The sequence below is a fragment of the Magnetospirillum sulfuroxidans genome (assembly GCF_018224925.1).
GTDB classification, from domain to species: domain Bacteria; phylum Pseudomonadota; class Alphaproteobacteria; order Rhodospirillales; family Magnetospirillaceae; genus Magnetospirillum; species Magnetospirillum sulfuroxidans.
This window is the reverse complement of the sequence record NZ_JAGTUF010000030.1, coordinates 19,189-35,669: the sequence shown is the minus strand read 5'-3', so window position 1 is coordinate 35,669 and position 16,481 is coordinate 19,189. Positions and strand designations below refer to the sequence as shown.

The 16,481-nt window shown below is 55.8% G+C and carries 12 protein-coding genes and 1 pseudogene; all 13 read right to left on the bottom strand.

What is annotated here, in order from left to right:
* Positions 1 to 72: 72 nt before the first annotated feature.
* Positions 73 to 412, bottom strand: a pseudogene (locus KEC16_RS18660) (transposase); the annotation flags it as partial.
* A 10-nt stretch (positions 413 to 422) separates the two neighbouring features.
* The gene (locus KEC16_RS18655) at positions 423 to 2,003 is read right to left on the bottom strand and encodes a hypothetical protein (protein ID WP_211551771.1); all 1,581 of its coding nucleotides are present in this window, start codon (positions 2,001 to 2,003) and stop codon (positions 423 to 425) included.
* Positions 2,004 to 2,010: 7 nt separating this feature from the next.
* Positions 2,011 to 3,216, bottom strand: coding sequence for an SGNH/GDSL hydrolase family protein (locus tag KEC16_RS18650; protein WP_211551769.1), 1,206 nt, complete (start codon positions 3,214 to 3,216; stop codon positions 2,011 to 2,013).
* A gap of 2 nt (positions 3,217 to 3,218) precedes the next feature.
* Positions 3,219 to 3,731: an adenylyl-sulfate kinase gene (locus tag KEC16_RS18645; protein ID WP_211551767.1), complete on the bottom strand. Its 513-nt coding sequence runs from the start codon at positions 3,729 to 3,731 to the stop codon at positions 3,219 to 3,221.
* Positions 3,728 to 5,455 carry a sulfatase-like hydrolase/transferase gene (locus tag KEC16_RS18640; protein WP_211551765.1) on the bottom strand — a complete coding sequence of 576 codons (1,728 nt, stop codon included), beginning with the start codon at positions 5,453 to 5,455 and terminating at the stop codon, positions 3,728 to 3,730. Before KEC16_RS18640 ends, KEC16_RS18645 begins: the two co-directional genes overlap by 4 nt.
* Complete coding sequence (locus KEC16_RS18635) at positions 5,455 to 6,240, bottom strand: phosphocholine cytidylyltransferase family protein (RefSeq protein ID WP_211551763.1); 786 nt, start codon at positions 6,238 to 6,240, stop codon at positions 5,455 to 5,457. Before KEC16_RS18635 ends, KEC16_RS18640 begins: the two co-directional genes overlap by 1 nt.
* Entirely contained in the window at positions 6,237 to 6,836 is a 600-nt protein-coding gene (locus KEC16_RS18630) for a gamma-glutamyl-gamma-aminobutyrate hydrolase family protein (protein ID WP_211551761.1), read from the bottom strand. The genes KEC16_RS18635 and KEC16_RS18630 overlap by 4 nt, the downstream gene beginning before the upstream one ends.
* Before the next feature lie 32 nt (positions 6,837 to 6,868).
* The gene (locus KEC16_RS18625) at positions 6,869 to 8,035 is read right to left on the bottom strand and encodes a hypothetical protein (RefSeq protein ID WP_211551759.1); all 1,167 of its coding nucleotides are present in this window, start codon (positions 8,033 to 8,035) and stop codon (positions 6,869 to 6,871) included.
* A 9-nt stretch (positions 8,036 to 8,044) separates the two neighbouring features.
* A complete protein-coding gene (locus KEC16_RS18620; RefSeq protein ID WP_211551757.1) occupies positions 8,045 to 9,403 on the bottom strand; it encodes an MBOAT family O-acyltransferase in 1,359 nt (452 codons plus the stop codon).
* Positions 9,400 to 11,175, bottom strand: a complete 1,776-nt coding sequence (locus KEC16_RS18615) for an ABC transporter ATP-binding protein (protein WP_211551755.1) — start codon at positions 11,173 to 11,175, stop codon at positions 9,400 to 9,402. The genes KEC16_RS18620 and KEC16_RS18615 overlap by 4 nt, the downstream gene beginning before the upstream one ends.
* 8 nt (positions 11,176 to 11,183) lie before the next feature.
* On the bottom strand, positions 11,184 to 13,226 hold the full coding sequence (locus tag KEC16_RS18610; protein ID WP_211551753.1) for a B12-binding domain-containing radical SAM protein: 2,043 nt from the start codon (positions 13,224 to 13,226) through the stop codon (positions 11,184 to 11,186).
* A gap of 1 nt (position 13,227) precedes the next feature.
* On the bottom strand, positions 13,228 to 15,072 hold the full coding sequence (locus tag KEC16_RS18605; protein ID WP_211551751.1) for a hypothetical protein: 1,845 nt from the start codon (positions 15,070 to 15,072) through the stop codon (positions 13,228 to 13,230).
* A 3-nt stretch (positions 15,073 to 15,075) separates the two neighbouring features.
* Positions 15,076 to 16,464 (bottom strand): B12-binding domain-containing radical SAM protein, encoded by a 1,389-nt coding sequence (locus tag KEC16_RS18600; protein ID WP_211551749.1) that lies wholly within the window; start codon positions 16,462 to 16,464, stop codon positions 15,076 to 15,078.
* Positions 16,465 to 16,481: the final 17 nt, after the last annotated feature.

Genomic DNA, 16,481 nt, shown 5'->3' with positions numbered 1-16,481 from the left:
CCTCGTCGACGCCGCTGAACGCTTCGGACCGACGGGGAAAGGGGGCGCGAACACGCCTTTTTCCGCACCCTGTTAATCTGCGACATATCCGGCATGCTTGAGGTAGTTCCAGCATTCGTCGGGCGAATAGAGGTCGCAGATACTGCCGACGGCCCCCCATAGTTGGCTGATCGTGCGTGCCCCGATGCGGCGAAGGTGAGCTTTGAGCTTGGCGAAGGCCATTTCGATTGGATTGAGATCGGGGCGGGAGGGACAGGAACCATGCGCCGCGTTCCTTGAGGATGGCCTTGGCCTTTTCGCTTTTGTGGCTGGACAGATTGTCGAGGATGACGACGTCGCCCGGCTGCAGCGTTGGAGCCAGTTGCGTCTCCACATAGGTCTCGAAGATCTTGCGGTTCGTCGGCTTGTTGATGGTTCTGAGCCTAGATCAACAAGGCCTCTAACCATGTATCCAGATCCGGCGGCGACAGCACCTCGTCCCATGATATGGGGGGCGGAAGTGTGGGGTCGTCCAAGATGCCAGCGAGGGTATCTGCGTCCACGTCTATGGCTTCTACCCCCGGCGGAAGGGTATGCAGCGCGACCAGCCCACGCGGGAGGAAGCGGAAGGTGGGCAATCCGCCGAGCAAAGATTCTAGCCCCACGGTGCCGGTTGAGAAAATAACGCCGGCTAATTTCTGCTGTTCGGGCAGCGGCAACTCGGTTCGGCGGAGTGTCCCACTTTCGGCCAGTTGGAACGGGAACATGGGATGAGCCTTGACCAAGAAGCGAATTCCCTTGGGGAGTTTGGTCAGGGCGTCTACCATTTGAGAGGATATGGCTGGATCATGTGAAAGGGCGACAAAGAACGGTGCCGTCGGATCATGGGAGAGGCGCTGGACGGGAGAAATGCGCAGTGAACCTGCGATGCGCAGACGTTCGGACGGCACGCCCCAATCCCGCAATTGCGAAAGATAACCCGGTCCATTACACAACAAAACATCGGGTAGCTCGGTGATACCGCCGGGATTGGGGGCGGAACTTTGATTATACATATGGCGACCAACTACCACGTGTTGGTAGCCCACGGTTGCCACTTGCAGGAGTCGTGCCTGAAGCACCAGAGAACGCTCCCACGGATGGTTTTCCCACGGCCAGCATACCGATCGGGGGCGAATGGCGGTTAGCCAGCGGCGATGACAATGGGCCTGCCAGGCATTAGCGGTGCCACTGCCTCCTGCCCCCTCCAGATGAGCAGCCCGCCGCACAAGCCAGGGGTAGGGATACCCTGCTTTTGGGCGCCAGCGAGAAAATATCGTTGTTAGAGCAAAAAGTGGGTGGCCCCACGCGTGGAGGCTGGCTGTACGATTGTCAGCCGAGAGTTCCATCGCCCGCACCGAGTGGCAATCGGTATGCAAAACCCGTTTGAGGGCGGGAATGTCGCGCATCAAGGTGCCGAAATAGGCATCCTTGCCGTCGGTACTGCTTGCGGGGTGGCCATAGACCACTAATACAGCGTCACCTATGGCATGGTTGGCGCGAGTCGAACGAGTCCGCAGGGCGGCAAGGGCAGCACGGACGGCAACACGTCCTCGCGAGATCATGCCTCGTAATCCGCCGATGAATTCGCGACGCCACAATTTCGGGGGGCGACCGGCGCTGACGCCGTCTAAGTCCGCCAGATGGCGGAAAACCCATGGATCATCGCACAGGATCAGAACATTTTCGGGCCTAGTTGCAATTTGTCCGACGAGCCGGCCCCAGGCCATCATCAAGCCCAGATCGCTGTTGTAGGGGGCGCAGGTGGGGGCGTGAGCAATCCGACCACCCGGGGTTTCGGCTAAGAGACGCCCAAGTGCCCACCAATCATCGCGGATGTGATCGAATGCCTCTTCTAAGGCCAAGGCTTGGCCGGGGAATCGGCGTTCAGGATCGAGATCGGGTTCGGGGGCGGTCACCACCATCCACCAGACATAGCTATGTGGAGTGGGGAGATCGGTACTGCGGTGGAGCAAAACAGGCATGGCCGTCTCAAATTCCCAGCGGCGAATCGGTGGCCAATACACGACAGAGGGGGGCCAGGGTGTCGGCGATGATCTTGTTTCCCAAGGCAGAGAGGTGACCTCCATAGGAGTCATGAATGTAGAGAGGCCGTTCGTCACCTGTCGCGAGCAGCGCAGGGGCCATGTCAGCCACTGGCATGTGGTTGGCAAGGCGGCGGAGAAAAGGCGCGTAATAGTGATCGCCGGCACGGATTCTGGCGAGGTCTAGGAGCTGTGGTAACATCACCACGATGGCCCGTGCCCCTCGTTCGTACGCTTGGTCACGGAAACGTAGACAAAGGGCTTCAAGCAGATCTACCGGTTCGGCCTCGCGGTAAAGAGAGGCGGTGAGGGTGATGTTGCGTTGCATAATCTGGGTGAAGGCATGTTCGCCGCCGACTATCCGGTCGGCAAGAGCGGCAGCGATCAGCGGTAGATGGCGCTGTGGGCGGGCCAGGAGGCGGAGGCTCCAGGGAAAGCCCAGCAAGTCTGGTTTGAACTTGCGTTTCCAGAAGACGTCGTCACGTTTCAACGACGGCAACAATTCGCCGATGCGCAGGAAGTCTTCTGGGGTGCGAATCGGGTTAGGCATCAAGTGTAGCCTGTGATTCGATAAGTGGAAGCGCGGTTTGAAGGCGAAAATATTTCCATATTCACTGAAATGCTTCCACACCGACAGGCATCGAGAGATCGTTTCAGGTACTACGGCCATGATTGCGAGCGGAGTTTGGCGCCAATCGCGGTCTAAGCGTAAAAGTGCTTGATCAAGTCCATAATTGCCAACGCCGAAATTCTGCACGTTGCCGGCCAAAGCCTGCGACAGACCGTGACTCCAGGTCTCGTCGTCGTTGACTTGACGGGCAAAAGCATAGGAATCACCCCATACAGTCACTTTAACTGGCTGGTTGTCGAAGTTTAGGTTGTGGCGGGCACCATCTGCGCCGATGGTATAGCTAGTGATGATCCCGCCCTGACCGGTTTCGCGATGGGTGGTGCCCGGCTTGCGGACCCACCCCAGATCGGCGTCCCAACCGTGTTCAAGAAAACGATCGAGACCGGCGCGGTCAATGGGTGGATCAAGGTCTCGCGTAGTGATCAGCCATTTGCACCCAGGGCGCAGCCAAGCCACAAGGGTCGCAGCTGCCGCTTCAGCACTGGCCAAACCGGCAAGGATCGCAAGCATCCCCTCGGTCATGGTCAATCCAGTTTGGGCATTTGAGCGAGAATGGCATCGACACAGGCATCGATCCCCAACGCCTGTTCCGCTTCGCCGAGAACCAGATCGGAGTTACATGGGCGAGGGAAGGGGATGTGGAGGCCAACCACATTGGGGATCTGACCGCTTCGCCCACCGGCATAAAGGCCTTTGGTGTCTCGTGCTTCTAATGTCGGCAAGGGAATATCGAGAAACACCTCATAATACGAGGAAAAATTGGCGCGATTCCAGGCCAGCCACTCGGGAAATATGGATAGTACGGCACAAATGACGTGGATACCTTGGCCATCCATCGCTCGGCAGAGATTGGAAATCCGCTCGGCATTTTTGCGCCGACCCTCGATGGTGTGATCCACGTCGTTACGAAGCACGTCACGGAAGGTATCCCCATCTAATAGTAGGAGATGTCGGCAATCCGGCTTTAACCGTCCGTACAATCGTTCGGCGATGGTGGTCTTACCCGCACCGGACATGCCGATCAGCCAAGTGATCATGGTGCGCTTTCCTCCAAGGGGGTCAACAGCGCTTGCCAGCGCTCGGGGGCTATCTCGGGGATCTGGGATAGCCGTTGGGCGATAAGCGGCAAAAACTCCCGCACCAACGGATGGTCGGGTCGGAAAAGGTTATTCTGCTCCAACGGATCGGTGGTCACATCGTACAATTCGTTCCCCTCGGGTCCAAACTTGTCTTCAGGATCCATGTGTTCCTTCCACAGGAAGCCGTGGTTGGGAGTGCGGACCGCCATATACAAGGGGCGCAGTGCGAACAGACAATTGCCGCCATAAAAGGTCTCGAGTACCAAGTGACGGCGTGCCGCCGCCTCGGGACTAGTGACGGGGCGTCCTTCCCATCCTTCAGCCGGGTCAATCCCCGCCAAGTCGGCCAAGGTCGGCGCCAAGTCTAGCAGGCTAGTCATAGTTGGGACACGTTGCGGCTCCAGGCCTGGATGGCTGAACACCATGGGCACCCATGTATTATGGCGATGCAGGCGAAAGTAATGACTGTAATTGCCGTGTTCACCCAGTTCCTCGCCATGGTCGCCGCAGACGACGACCAGAGTGTTGTCGGCATGATCCGAAGCGTCGATGGCATCGAGAATACGACCGATTTGCTCATCCACGTAACGCAGGGCTGCGTCATAAAGAGCGCTCCACGCCGGGCGGTGATCGGGGTGGAGTGGTCGTTTGTGGGGGGCGATGGCAAGGTCTATGCTACGCCCATAGCCCAGTGCCTCCAGGTAGTGGTGAGCGTGCCGGTACCAGCTTTGCCCCTGGCCTGGCAAATAGGGCACATGGGTATCGAGAAAATGAGTCCAGACGAAGAACGGCTTGCTGTTCTGTTGTTCGCGGATTACTCGGATCACCCGGTTTGCCAAGGCGTGACCATCGACGAATTGTTTGATGCGGTTCTGGCGTAACACTGCACGCGAGGGACTTACAGCGGCCAGCATTTTATTGGTCACTCGATGCAGCGCCTCGCCCACCAACCGAGCGGGTTTGCGGCACAGCCGCCAATCGGCGGCCATCCATTCATGGGCTTCAGGAATTTTAGTGAAGTAGCGGTCCACATAGGCCATTGGATCCGCACGGAAACGTTCCCGATGACCGGCCACGTTACGTTGTATGGCGGGATAGTCAAAGCCATCAAGTATCAAATGAGTATTTGAAAAATCTACTTGATCAAAATCAATTGTTCTAAGTTTATTTTCACAATAATCATTGAGATCATGAAAAAGTTTCTCAAAAACCTGGGTTATTAGAGATAGCATCTCATCATTGGATAGGCGACCATTCCTCCAGTTTATGATGGAACTCTTGGTGCGGTTTACTGCTGTTCCCATCAGTCCTTTGGGGGAGTACAGATGCTCTTCTCGGTCAAAGTCCTGGCCATAGCCGAAGTAGCGGCTGACCCATTTGAACGAGGACAGCACGTTCATGGACCAACCGGCGCGGTGGAAAAGGGAAAATACTGATTCTGGTCGCCCCATCGCACCGTTGTCATAGCCGCCGTGGGACAGTGGGCGGGTTGATGTCAACATGGATGGAAACGAGCCTTGGGTAAAGGCGGCCAACGAATAGGCATTGTCACAAACGATAGCACGCTTGGCCAATCGCTCTAGGTTGGGCGTGGTTGGGCGATCATAGCCGTATAGGCTACAGCGGTCGGCGCGCAAGGCATCGACCGAGAGGAATACGACGTTCGGACGATCTAGGGCCATCAGGCGGGGAACGGCTGGTAGAAGCGGGTGATGCTGCCGTCGGCGATCATCTTCTGGGCGCTTTCATAATCAGTCACTGTGTCGATCTCGATCCAACCATGATCAATGGGCACTGCATGGGGCGGGTGGCCCATTAGCACCATTTCCATTAAAAGATCAGTCATATAAGCCTTTTCCAGAGGTCGTTTCGCCATCCATGGACGGAAAACATGACCGATCGCGGCCCTGGTATCCTTCAGGATAGGGATGCCTGCACCTCGATAGCGCATCAAGCCGATATACTGGGCTTCGATATCATCAATGCAATTCACTTTATTGCCGATGTCGATAATGCGTCCTTTTTCGTCCAGACGTAAAGATTCGGCGTCGTCGAGTGGGTTGGTAAAGCGATGCTGCCAATAGCTGCGCCAGCCGGTATCAACAACTACGGATACTTCGTGTGGCGCAGCCATCAGAGCAGTAATAACGCGCGGTTCGTAGACGATATCGGCATAAGCGACGATGGTGTCGTCGGTCAGAACCGATTCGGCGCAGAACAGGGTTTCGACCATGTTGGTGGTCTCCCAATGGGGATTAACCACCAGTGGCAGGCCAAGGTATTGAAACGCTTCACTGCGGTAGCCGACAATGACGGTGACATCAGTGATTCCTGCGGTCTTTAACGCGGCCAACTGACGTTCTATCAGCGGGATCCCCGATAACGGGACCATGCATTTGGGTTTGTCGTCAGTGTAGGGGCGCAACCGCGAACCGCTACCAGCGGCAAGGATGATGGCGTTGGTCACAGTCGCTCTCCGTGGACAAGGTATTCAAATAGGGCTTGATCTTGGGGGCGGCCTATACCGCGCTCTGGATGCCACATGATCCCCGCGACCGGCAAGCCCGGCATGCGGGCGGCCTCTATATTGCCAGCGCTGTCATGGGCCAGACTGTCCAGTCCCGGAGCCAGAGCGGCTGCCGGAATCCCAAAGCCGTGATAGGAGTTGACATTTCCGACCGATCCCAGTATCGCCGCGCCGGACGGGGTGACGGTAAGTGAATGTGGGTGGGCGATGTGGCCGATCACTGGTTCCAATCCCCCACCGAGATGCAGGTTGAGCAGTTGCAGGCCGCGGCAGATACCCAACAGCGGACGGCGGGCGGCAATGGAGGCAGCCAGCAAGGCGTGCTCGGTGGCATCGCGGTCTGGGGTCAGCCCAATATCGTCACCGCCAGTCAGGATCACTAGGTCGGGGGTTAACGCCGCCACATAACCCACCGGGTCGGTCAACCGATTGGGCACCAGGATTGGCGTCATACCCCATTCTTGCAGGCGCAATATCCAATCCTGAGCCAGGCTGTCGCGGGGTTCCGCATAGCTGGCGGCCTGGGTGACGCGCATCGTCAGTGCTACCCTGAGAGGCGGACGGGCGGTCACGGCAGCAAATTCTTGGCGGCCAGCTCGGCGGCGAGCTTCTGAAAATAGATGGGGCCCGGATGGTCGAAGGTGATGAAGTTATCAACTTGGTGCTGATAACGGTGATCAAGTACGATAACGCGACTGTCCAATTGCTTCAGCGCCCTGGTAAAGATGCGATCAGCCTCGGTGACGAAGTTCTCACTTTCATAGACGGGTGGCACCACGAAAACCACCTGGCGCCCTGCCTTGCGACCCAGGCGGTCGATGTCGAGCATGTAGCGGATAATCGTATCTTCATCACCTGGCTTGAGCCAAATTTCCTTGCGATGCTGGTTGAGTAATAAGTTGGTGCCGAAATAACCTACACGCACCGAGCCGTCACCTTTAAAGCCCTGTAATTTGGCGCTGCCCGAGCAGTCGCGCCAAAGCACCACCTGGCGACCGAGTTCACCGGCATACGAGGCCAGCGTTGACGGTAGCAGGTTAACGATTCTGCCGGCGAGGCCGTGGTGAGGTGGGTTTCTGGTCAAGTCAATGCACAGTTCGTCTGACGAACGCAAGAAGCCCATGCCCCCAGGGAACATTGAAGACAGCACAGACTGATAATTCAATATGATCTTGACCTCGGCCCGCAAGTCATTGAAACGGAGGTAAGCGCGCTCGTACCAAGATTGTTGCGGTCTATCTTCTGTGTACTTACCATGCAGATCGCGTGGTAGTTCGCCGTTGTAATTGATAATGTGACCACCATTGTCGTTGTTGGGGGTGGTAACTTGAACGATGATAGTGTCGGTCGGTAACTTACCGATCTCGTTTAGCCACGCCAGATAGTCGCGAATCTCGGGTAGCGCCAAATTGGCATACCAATTGTTGAAGAAATACCCCTCATTCGTACCTGCCGGACCAAAGGCAGTACGGTCGAAATAACCGAATTGATGATTACCAAACACGCCCACGCGAGGAGGCGGGGCCTGTTCATTGAAGCCGATCTTGACGGAGCCGGCCTGACGTCGGGTCAGGCCCAACTGCAACAGGTACTCACCACTCTTGAGTTGGGTGAAGTCGATCGGTTTCGAGCGGTATTCGGGCAGCCTGAGGTGGCCTGCGACGGCTAGCGTCACCAAGCTCAAAAACACGGCGATGGCGATGATGGGGTTGCGGTGTCTGAAGGGAGAGGTCATGACGGCCCCCTAAAACTGAAAATAGATGAAGGTGCGCGCATAGTTTAAGAAAAGCACTGACATGAAAGTCCCGATCCCCAACAGCACCGGGTTATCGAGGAAGCTGGGACGATCAGTATTGAAGATTAATTTGTCTTCACGGACAAAGAAGGTCCAGGCCGCGACGATGCCCATGATCAGCCAATGATGCAGGCCGAACGAACTAGCCCAATGAGTGCTCGTGGGGGCAAGTCTGGCAAGGAGATCCACATAGCCGTCCGGCTTGAGGAAGAACAGCGGCCACCCCAAAGCGACAACCATGAACGTTATGCAGCGTTGCACCAGAAGCGGCCAAGCATCCCACCAGCGGCGACTGAAATGATACAGCAGCACAAAGACAGCATGATAGCCACCCCACAGCACGAAATTCCAGCCAGCCCCATGCCATAATCCAGTGACCAAGAAAACGATCAGGATATTGCGCACATAACGGTCGTTGCCACCCAATTTGAGATAGACGTAATCTCTCAGCCAAAACGACAACGTAATATGCCAGCGGCGCCAAAATTCTTTGGGCGAGGCCGACATGTAGGGTTCACGGAAATTACGGGGAAAGTCGATCCCCACCATCTTGGCCAAGCCAATGGCCATTAGTGAATAGCCCCAGAAGTCGAAATAGATGACGAAGGCGTAGGACAGCACGTAGTACCATGTGTCCCAGTAATTGTTTGCGGCAGCGAATAGCGGATAGCTCTCGTGCAGACCACGTAACATGTCAGCGAAGAAGGTCTTATAGAAAAGACCAATGGCAAAGAATTTGATCGCACCATTCCAGTCAGCGTCAATTTTTCTTTCGGTGGCGAGGCGGGTAAATTGCTGTTGTAGGTCGGCGAACCGTAGGATAGGTCCGGCGATCAGATGTGGAAACAGGCAGAAAAAGCTGGCCAGCAGAGTCAGAGATGAAGTCGCCTTGACCTTGCCGTCATAGACGTCCAATTCGTAGCTGATAATCTTGAAGGTGTAGAAGCTGATACCAGCGGGTAGAGCGATGGCGAGAACGGGCGCAAAAGCGGTACGGACTGTGTCACCGACTCCGATGGTGTCAAGGGTGAAGCGTAAATACTTGCCAAGGAACAGCGTCAAAAGTGGCAGCGACACAGCTGCTAGCAGCGCTCCAGTAGAGCGGTGGCGGCGGAATAGCAGAGCAAAAGCATAGCCCCATAAGACGCTTGCGATCAGGAAGGCAAGCGGCAGCAGGCCTGAGATTCCGTAGAATACTAGCGAAGCGAGGAGCAAAACCCTCAAGCGCCAAGTTGGCGGCACCGTATAGGTCAGGCCAATGACGATTGGCAGATACAACAATATGAATTCAAGCGTGTTGAAATTCAAGGTGCCCCCCTCTCCCCTCTATCCGCTGCGCCGATAAGCTGGGAAAACTGCCCGCCTTTTGCCGCCAGGGATTCATAGGTCCCCGTCTCCGCGACCACGCCGCGATCGAGTAGATATATTACGTCGGCTTTGCGTACGGTGGAAAGGCGGTGTGCAACGATGACAACCGCCAATTTATCCCGCAATCCTTCGATAGCCTTAAGGACCGTTCGTTCGGATTCATTGTCCAGTGCGCTTGTCGCCTCATCCAAAAGCAGTACATCCGGCTTACCCAATAGAGCCCGCGCCAGGGCGACGCGTTGGCGCTGACCACCGGATAGGCGTATTCCGCCCTCTCCGGTGATGGTATCAAGACCATCGGGAAGAGTTGAGATTACCTCGGTCAAATCAGCCGCTGCTATAGCGTCCTCGATGTCCTGCTGCGGATAATTGCGGCCAAGCAGCAGGTTATTGCGCAAGGTGTCGTTGAACAGCATCAGATCTTGGGTGACATAGCCCAAACGCCAGCGCCAGCTCAACATATCCAGCGAAGCGAGGGGGCGACCATCGACGAGAATCTCGCCGTGAGTGGGTGAACGCAATCCCGCCAACAGGTCGATGATAGTCGATTTGCCGGCCCCGGACCGGCCAACGATACCGACCATCTGGTTGCGACCGATGGCCAAATCGATCTTGTCCAGTACCGCCGCGCCCTCAGGTTCATAACGATAAGTGACGGCACGAAAGGATATGCCCTCGACCAGACGATGGAATTCCTCGCGCTGACCGGCACCAGTATCTTCCCGCGCAGCAAGGGTCTCGGTCAGCAATCGTTCCAAAGGTACCAATGCAGCTAAATTGATCAAACAACTCTGGTATTGCTGTTGCAATTGCGCAAGTCGTGGAGCTAGCCGTGATAAAATCAGCAGCATTCCCAGTAAAATCGGCAGGTCCACTCCCAATCCACCAGTGGCTACGGCCAGAAGTCCGGCAAACACGACCACCGGTAATAATTGGGTAATGAAATAAGCGGTTGCGGTGGTGATTTCACCTTCGGCGAACACATGGCTGACGCGGTCAGCCAGGCTGGCCATGCGTGCGCTTATCATTGCCTCCGCAGCAGTGACCCTGATTAGACGCAAGCCCCGCAATAAGTCTACGAGACGGTGGCTGTATTCCTGATTTGCGGTTGTAGAGGCTTCGCCCAGAAGTCCAGTCCGGCGCATAAGCGGTCGTACAACCACGGCGACCAGGATTAGTAAGGCTGTGCTTAGTAGCAGCAATTGCCACGACATCAAAACGCCCAGTGCCAGATAGACCAATATCTGGAATAAAGTGCCCAGCAGTGAAATCTGGCTGGCTAAGGCGTTGCCGGCGCGGTGGCACTCGGTTAGCAGCAGGTTGACGGTATCCCCCGAGGACTGACGGGCCATATGGCTCCATCGCGCGTGGAGTAAGGCATCGAGCAAAGCTGTCCGGCGTTGTGCAATGAAGGCGAACTTGGCCCGCAATATGGTAATGTCGCGAGCCCAGGCCAGGGCGAAGGACCCTGATACGGCGACCAGTACCATGGCGATCATCACCAGCGGCGAACTGACCAGCCCAAGCGCCTCCAGCCAAGGGCCGACCACTGGCACCGAGCGGGCGATGCCGCTATCGCCGCCAGTCAGGCGCTCCATGAGAGGGAGAAACAGAGCCAACCCAAAGCCCTCTCCTAACCCAGCCACCACTGTCAGGGCCAATGCCGGCACGGTACGCGGCAAACTGCCCAAAGCTTTCAGGAAAGGTCTCATCCCTACCGTCACGCCTCGGCCAAATTGATGGCGTTGGTTCGTTCGATTTCGGGCAGCATGGCGTAATATTTACGGTCGCGGTAAACGAATTGAATGGTCTGGGAGCGGTCGTAACCAGTTTCCAGAATGTTCCGTATCAGCCGAACCTTTTCCTCGGAATACCATAGATCGTAATCTACCTCGCCAGCGAATTCCGACAACTTTTGGTTGTCTTGACGGCTCCAACTGGCCACATCGAAATCCAATCGGACGCGGTTGCGGCGGTTAGCTTCGGGGATACGGTCGAAACACTCGGCGAAATTGTAGGTCATGGTGATATAAGTGCGCAGGCTTTCCAGCGCACTTTCCACGTAGGCCGGATTGCAGCCGGCCTGTAACAGCAGCTCGCGACCTACGGTAAGAGAGGCGGTAAGCCACGAATCGAAACCATCGACATTCGCGAGTACGATGTACTTGTTCATCAAATTGTCGCCGTACTCACCGGAGAGAAGTTTGTCGTAATGACTTTCGGCGAAGGCTTGGACCTGCTCACGGCTCTCGAAGAGCTCGGCTTTGGCCTCGGCTGCGAACATTCTCATCTGGCGACCGGCCTCGCTGTCCTCGGTCAGCACCTTGCGGTAGGTGCCCTCGATCCAATCCCAGATGGACACGCCGTTCTCGCGCAGGAAGCGCCGCAATGTGTTGGCGGTGTCGGAATTGAATAAGGTATTGATGACCGATTGAAGATTGCGAATCTCGAGATAATCATCGAGAGACATGGTGTCCGTGGCAACCACAGCTTCCTCGATCTCCACGACGGTTTCGCCGTTATATCTGCCGAAAGCCCGTGGAATGATGCGGTAACAGGTTTTGAACCCGTACATCTCGCGCTCGGCTTGGCTTGCCAGCGGCGTACCCTTTAACATGACCAAGGTCATAATGATGATACGGTTCATGTCCAGATCGATCAGCGCCCGGATGCCATCGATGAAAGTCTGTCGTGTCTCGAGGGGTAGATTGACGATCAGTTCAGCATAGGCGTCCTGACAGTCATTTTTCACCTCGACGAGTATCTGGCGCATTGCCTCGGTGGAGATATTCTTGCGCCGGATGGCCTCAAGGGTGGGCGGATGCATGGATTGCGCCGCCATGGTGAAGTAAAGGCCCCATTTGAGGATACGTGACGTCTCTACGATGCGCTCTTTCTGGTTCTTACCACTGGAGGTGTTCAGGTGGCGGGGCCAGTCGAACCTATCCTGCATGCTGCGAATGATTCGGGCATAGTCCAGACTTTGCACATACATGCCGAAATTGTTGTCGCCCAGGCAGAGCTGAACGTCGTGGCGTCCAGCCAAACGGTCGGCGCAATAGCGCAAATCGGCCTCGAAACGCTCGGGCGACATGAACCGAACCTTTGACCACATATCGATGGATTCGCGGCAGAAGGTGCAGGTGAAGGGGCAACCGCGTGTCGGCTCAATAAACGGGTGGAGGTTATCGGCGAAGAACTCGTCGAATAGTCCGGTCTGGTAGGGGCTGGGTACTTCGTCCAGGCTTAACAGGCGGGGGCGGTCGGGGCCTTCGACAACGGAAAGGCCGTCAGGTGCTACTTGACAGCAGCCCATGATCGGTTCAAACCCCATCGGGTCTTTGCCATCCACCACCGCTTGGACGATCTCGGTAAAGGTTATTTCGCCCTCCCCCGGCACGCAAATGTCAATCTGGCGGTTGTCCAGCATGAAGGCTGCGCGCGAGGAAACATCAATATCCAATTCGGGACTGCCAACGACGGTAAGCGTGTTCCCACGACGTCTCTTGACGAAATCTAGCAGATGAAGCGTCAGGCTGCGGTTCCATGTATAAAAACTACACCCGACGATATCAGGCTGAAATTCTTCGAATTCCTCGAAAAACTTCTCGCCCGAGCGATAGAGTCGGAGATCAATCTTGGCGGCGCGGACATTTTTGATGGCATAAGCACCGAGCAGTCCGAGAGCGATGGGCATCAGAAATGAATGGATTCCGCGGGTGGCGTGACGGACATCGCACAGTGCTATTTTTATTGTTTTCATTTCACCACCCCTGTTGATCCCCGGTCGTGCCCCCAAGAGTGAGAGCCTCCAACTGATTCCAGATACGGAGGCCGGCCGACCGTGTCTGATCAATGCTCAAGAAATACGAAAGAATACGGGAATTATCTGGATATTTTTTCGACAATACCACATCAGCGGCACCAGCAATGTCGAAGGTTTCATCAGGGAGAAAGTGATCCGCGAACAACGAGTGGGGTGATAGCAAGACCGGTACGAAAGGACGACCGGAGGCGATGGATTCGAGCATGGAGCCACTGACAACCGGTCCAATCACCACATCGGCCGCTTCAAGGTAATCCCCCAGGTTGCCAAAACGGGCCATGTGGCATTGGATGCCGAAATAGGCAGCGATTCGAGTGTAATAGTCTAAGACGTCCTGTCCTGGATGGACCTTCAAGGTGACGTCGAGTCCGCCAGCGCTCAAACGGCGAGCCAAGGTGACAAAGTACTCATATTGGTTCGCGACGCGTGAGGCGAAATCGGCTACCGGAGTTGCATATTGCAGCAGCAGCACCGAGGATCCGCCGGCAGGGCGCGGTGCTAGGGCGCAACGCTGCTCTGCAATTGGACTGCCAGTCCGTACGGTCCGTACCGATGAACCGATGGTCTTAAGCCATCGCTCCATCTGTTCACCCCAACTGAAGACATGATCGACCAAGGGTGGTGCATGATCGAAAACCAAGGCGGGAATGCGCGAAAAACCGATATGCGGAGCGTGCCAAGTGATCACCCGCTGAATGCCTCGCTGCCCCGCAAGGTCTAGCAATATGTTGGTGAAGGGATCCTGCAATCCGTCAGTCAACACGACCTTAGGGTTGGCGCGGTCAAGTATCGCACGGGCGTGAGCGACATCAGCAGCCACAGCATGAAGGCGGTGGCAGGAAAAAAACTCGCGCTCAACAAAATTACGAATTCTCGTTTCGCGGTCATTGATAGCCGGACAATTCCGCCAATGATCCCGGATGAATTCGACGATGAGATCGACCCGGCGTCTATCATCGGGTGAGAGACGACCACGCGCGGAGACTAAGAGAACACCGGCGACAAGTCTGCGCAGCAGCGTCCCCACGTTCTTTTTGTTGGGATACCAATCAGCCAGAATAACAGGAAATATTTTGCCGCCAGCAAAAGCCTTCAGCAGTGGCGATGTATTGAGGTGGGTGCAAATCAGCAAAGCACGCGGTCGGTTTGGGGCCAACAATCCGCGCGCCGCACTAAGGACATCTAATGTCCAGGAGAACACCGCCTGTAGAGGCCGAGTCTGCCTAGGCTGGACGGGTTTGGCTGGTGGCTTTTGTACTTTCGTTGCGGTGGAGCGGACATCTTCCACGGCAATCCCCCGTGCCCCGGCCAGAGCGCAGATGATGGAGAATATCTCATCTTGGTCCAGAGACGGAATATCCGACCGAAACTCAACAAACCGCACGAGGCTGGGCTGCAATCGTTCCAGCACGCCATTAACCATGGCGGTAATGCGTTCGTAATCGGCAATGTAGCTGGAAACCAAGCGGGCCAACCTGCGGCTCAGAGAAATTCCGTCGATTGTGGTGACATCTTTTCCCCTCACCATGGCCCATTCATAGCCCTTGGTGAAAATTTCACGACTCAGTGCATCGAAGTTCACCTCCGATAGCACCTGCCCCGCATAGAAGATGGGCTGCCCGCCATTCCGCCGCTTCTGCCAGAGTAGCCAGTCATTGGTGACGGGCAGGAGAATATCGCTGTCGCCTAACTGGTCCTCGGAGTGGATGAGAATGATGGGTTGGCCGATTGTGACCGGATCCCCCTCTTTTAAGGCGAAGCAATGCGGCAAAATTGCACTCATCCGTTAAATCTGCCTAAAACCGCGAAAGGTTGTATCGCGTGTCTTGTAGAGGTTGCTCACTTGCTCCGCCGTGCGCTTGTGCTGGTTGGTGAAGTACGAGTTCAACAAGGTGATATTGGCCTCCGTCAGTGCTTCGTAGAAGTCGTCTTCGGCCATGTCGGTGAAATTACAACACAACAAGTCGGAGTTGAGGTGCTTGTTTTCGTAGAAATCTTCGACGTCCTTGAGCAGGCCCTTCTTGATCGCATCATAATAAAGCGGTGAACCAGGATAGGGGGTGACCGGACGGATCGTCCGAATTTGGGCGAAATCATCGTATTTGAGCAGGAAGGCGACAGATTTTTTCAGTGTCGTGCGGTTATCGCCTATGTTGCCGAAGATGATATTGAGGCCCGGGCTGATGCCAACCGCCAAGGTCTCTTCAATACCGGAAACAATCAGATCGTCAGTAAGCCCCTTTTTCATGTTCTTTAGAACGGTATTATCAAGAGATTCAATACCGTAATTGATGAACACACAGCCTGACTTCTGCATCAACTTCAGAAGCTCGGGCTTGGCATAGTTCAAGCGGCCATTACAATCCCACGTGATACCAAGATCCGCCCGCAGGAACCCTTCACAGATTTCGGTGGCGCGTTCGACCGAAGTCATCAGCAACTCGTCCTGGAACGTGATGCGGGTGATGCCGAAATCTTTCTTGAGGTACCGGATTTCCTCGATGATCGCTTCGGTACTGCGCGGCCGATGGCCGGTATCCATGCGATAGCAGAAGGTGCAGCGGAACGTGCACCCGCGCCCTGAAAGCAAGGGGATCACCATGTCGGTAGGCTTGCACTTGGCAACCCGCAACAGGCGATAATATTCCATGGGGAATTTGTGGTAGGCCGGCCACGGGATGGTGTCGATATCCTCGATCAGCGCGCGCCGGGGATTGATCGTAACCGTATCGCCTTCGCGGTAGGCGATACCTTCGATAGCCGCCAAAGATGTCTTATTGGCAATGGCCGCCATCAGTTCCACGGTGGTCAGCTCGCCTTCGCCCATGACGATAACGTCGGCCTGCATCTTCTTCAGGAAGAACTCAGGCTCGGGCGTGGGGCCGAAGCCACCGAGAATGTAGAAGGGCCGGTTTTTCGAGCGATTGATGGCCTGCGAGAGAGCAATCAGCTTGCGGTACTGATAATAGCCGGCAATGACGCTGACGCCGATGGCGTCAAAGACGTTGGCATCAAGGTATTCGGTCAGATGAGAATCCGGGTGGTGATGCAAATCCTGACTGTAAATGACAACTTCATGGCCCTCTCGCTCCATCACGGAGGCCACGTAAGCCATGCCCATGGGGAAGGAATGGGTGTAGGACCCGTTGTCATAGACGACCAGCAGAACTCGCATCGTACGCTCCAACCGAA

Bases quoted from the DNA above. Each gene is read 5' to 3' on its own strand.
- KEC16_RS18655 (WP_211551771.1), bottom strand. From the start codon at position 2,003: ATGCCTGTTTTGCTCCACCGCAGTACCGATCTCCCCACTCCACATAGC.
- KEC16_RS18650 (WP_211551769.1), bottom strand. From the start codon at position 3,216: ATGACCGAGGGGATGCTTGCGATCCTTGCCGGTTTGGCCAGTGCTGAA.
- KEC16_RS18645 (WP_211551767.1), bottom strand. From the start codon at position 3,731: ATGATCACTTGGCTGATCGGCATGTCCGGTGCGGGTAAGACCACCATC.
- KEC16_RS18640 (WP_211551765.1), bottom strand. From the start codon at position 5,455: ATGGCCCTAGATCGTCCGAACGTCGTATTCCTCTCGGTCGATGCCTTG.
- KEC16_RS18630 (WP_211551761.1), bottom strand. From the start codon at position 6,836: ATGCGCGTCACCCAGGCCGCCAGCTATGCGGAACCCCGCGACAGCCTG.
- KEC16_RS18625 (WP_211551759.1), bottom strand. From the start codon at position 8,035: ATGACCTCTCCCTTCAGACACCGCAACCCCATCATCGCCATCGCCGTG.
- KEC16_RS18615 (WP_211551755.1), bottom strand. From the start codon at position 11,175: ATGAGACCTTTCCTGAAAGCTTTGGGCAGTTTGCCGCGTACCGTGCCG.
- KEC16_RS18610 (WP_211551753.1), bottom strand. From the start codon at position 13,226: ATGAAAACAATAAAAATAGCACTGTGCGATGTCCGTCACGCCACCCGC.
- KEC16_RS18605 (WP_211551751.1), bottom strand. From the start codon at position 15,072: ATGAGTGCAATTTTGCCGCATTGCTTCGCCTTAAAAGAGGGGGATCCG.
- KEC16_RS18600 (WP_211551749.1), bottom strand. From the start codon at position 16,464: ATGCGAGTTCTGCTGGTCGTCTATGACAACGGGTCCTACACCCATTCC.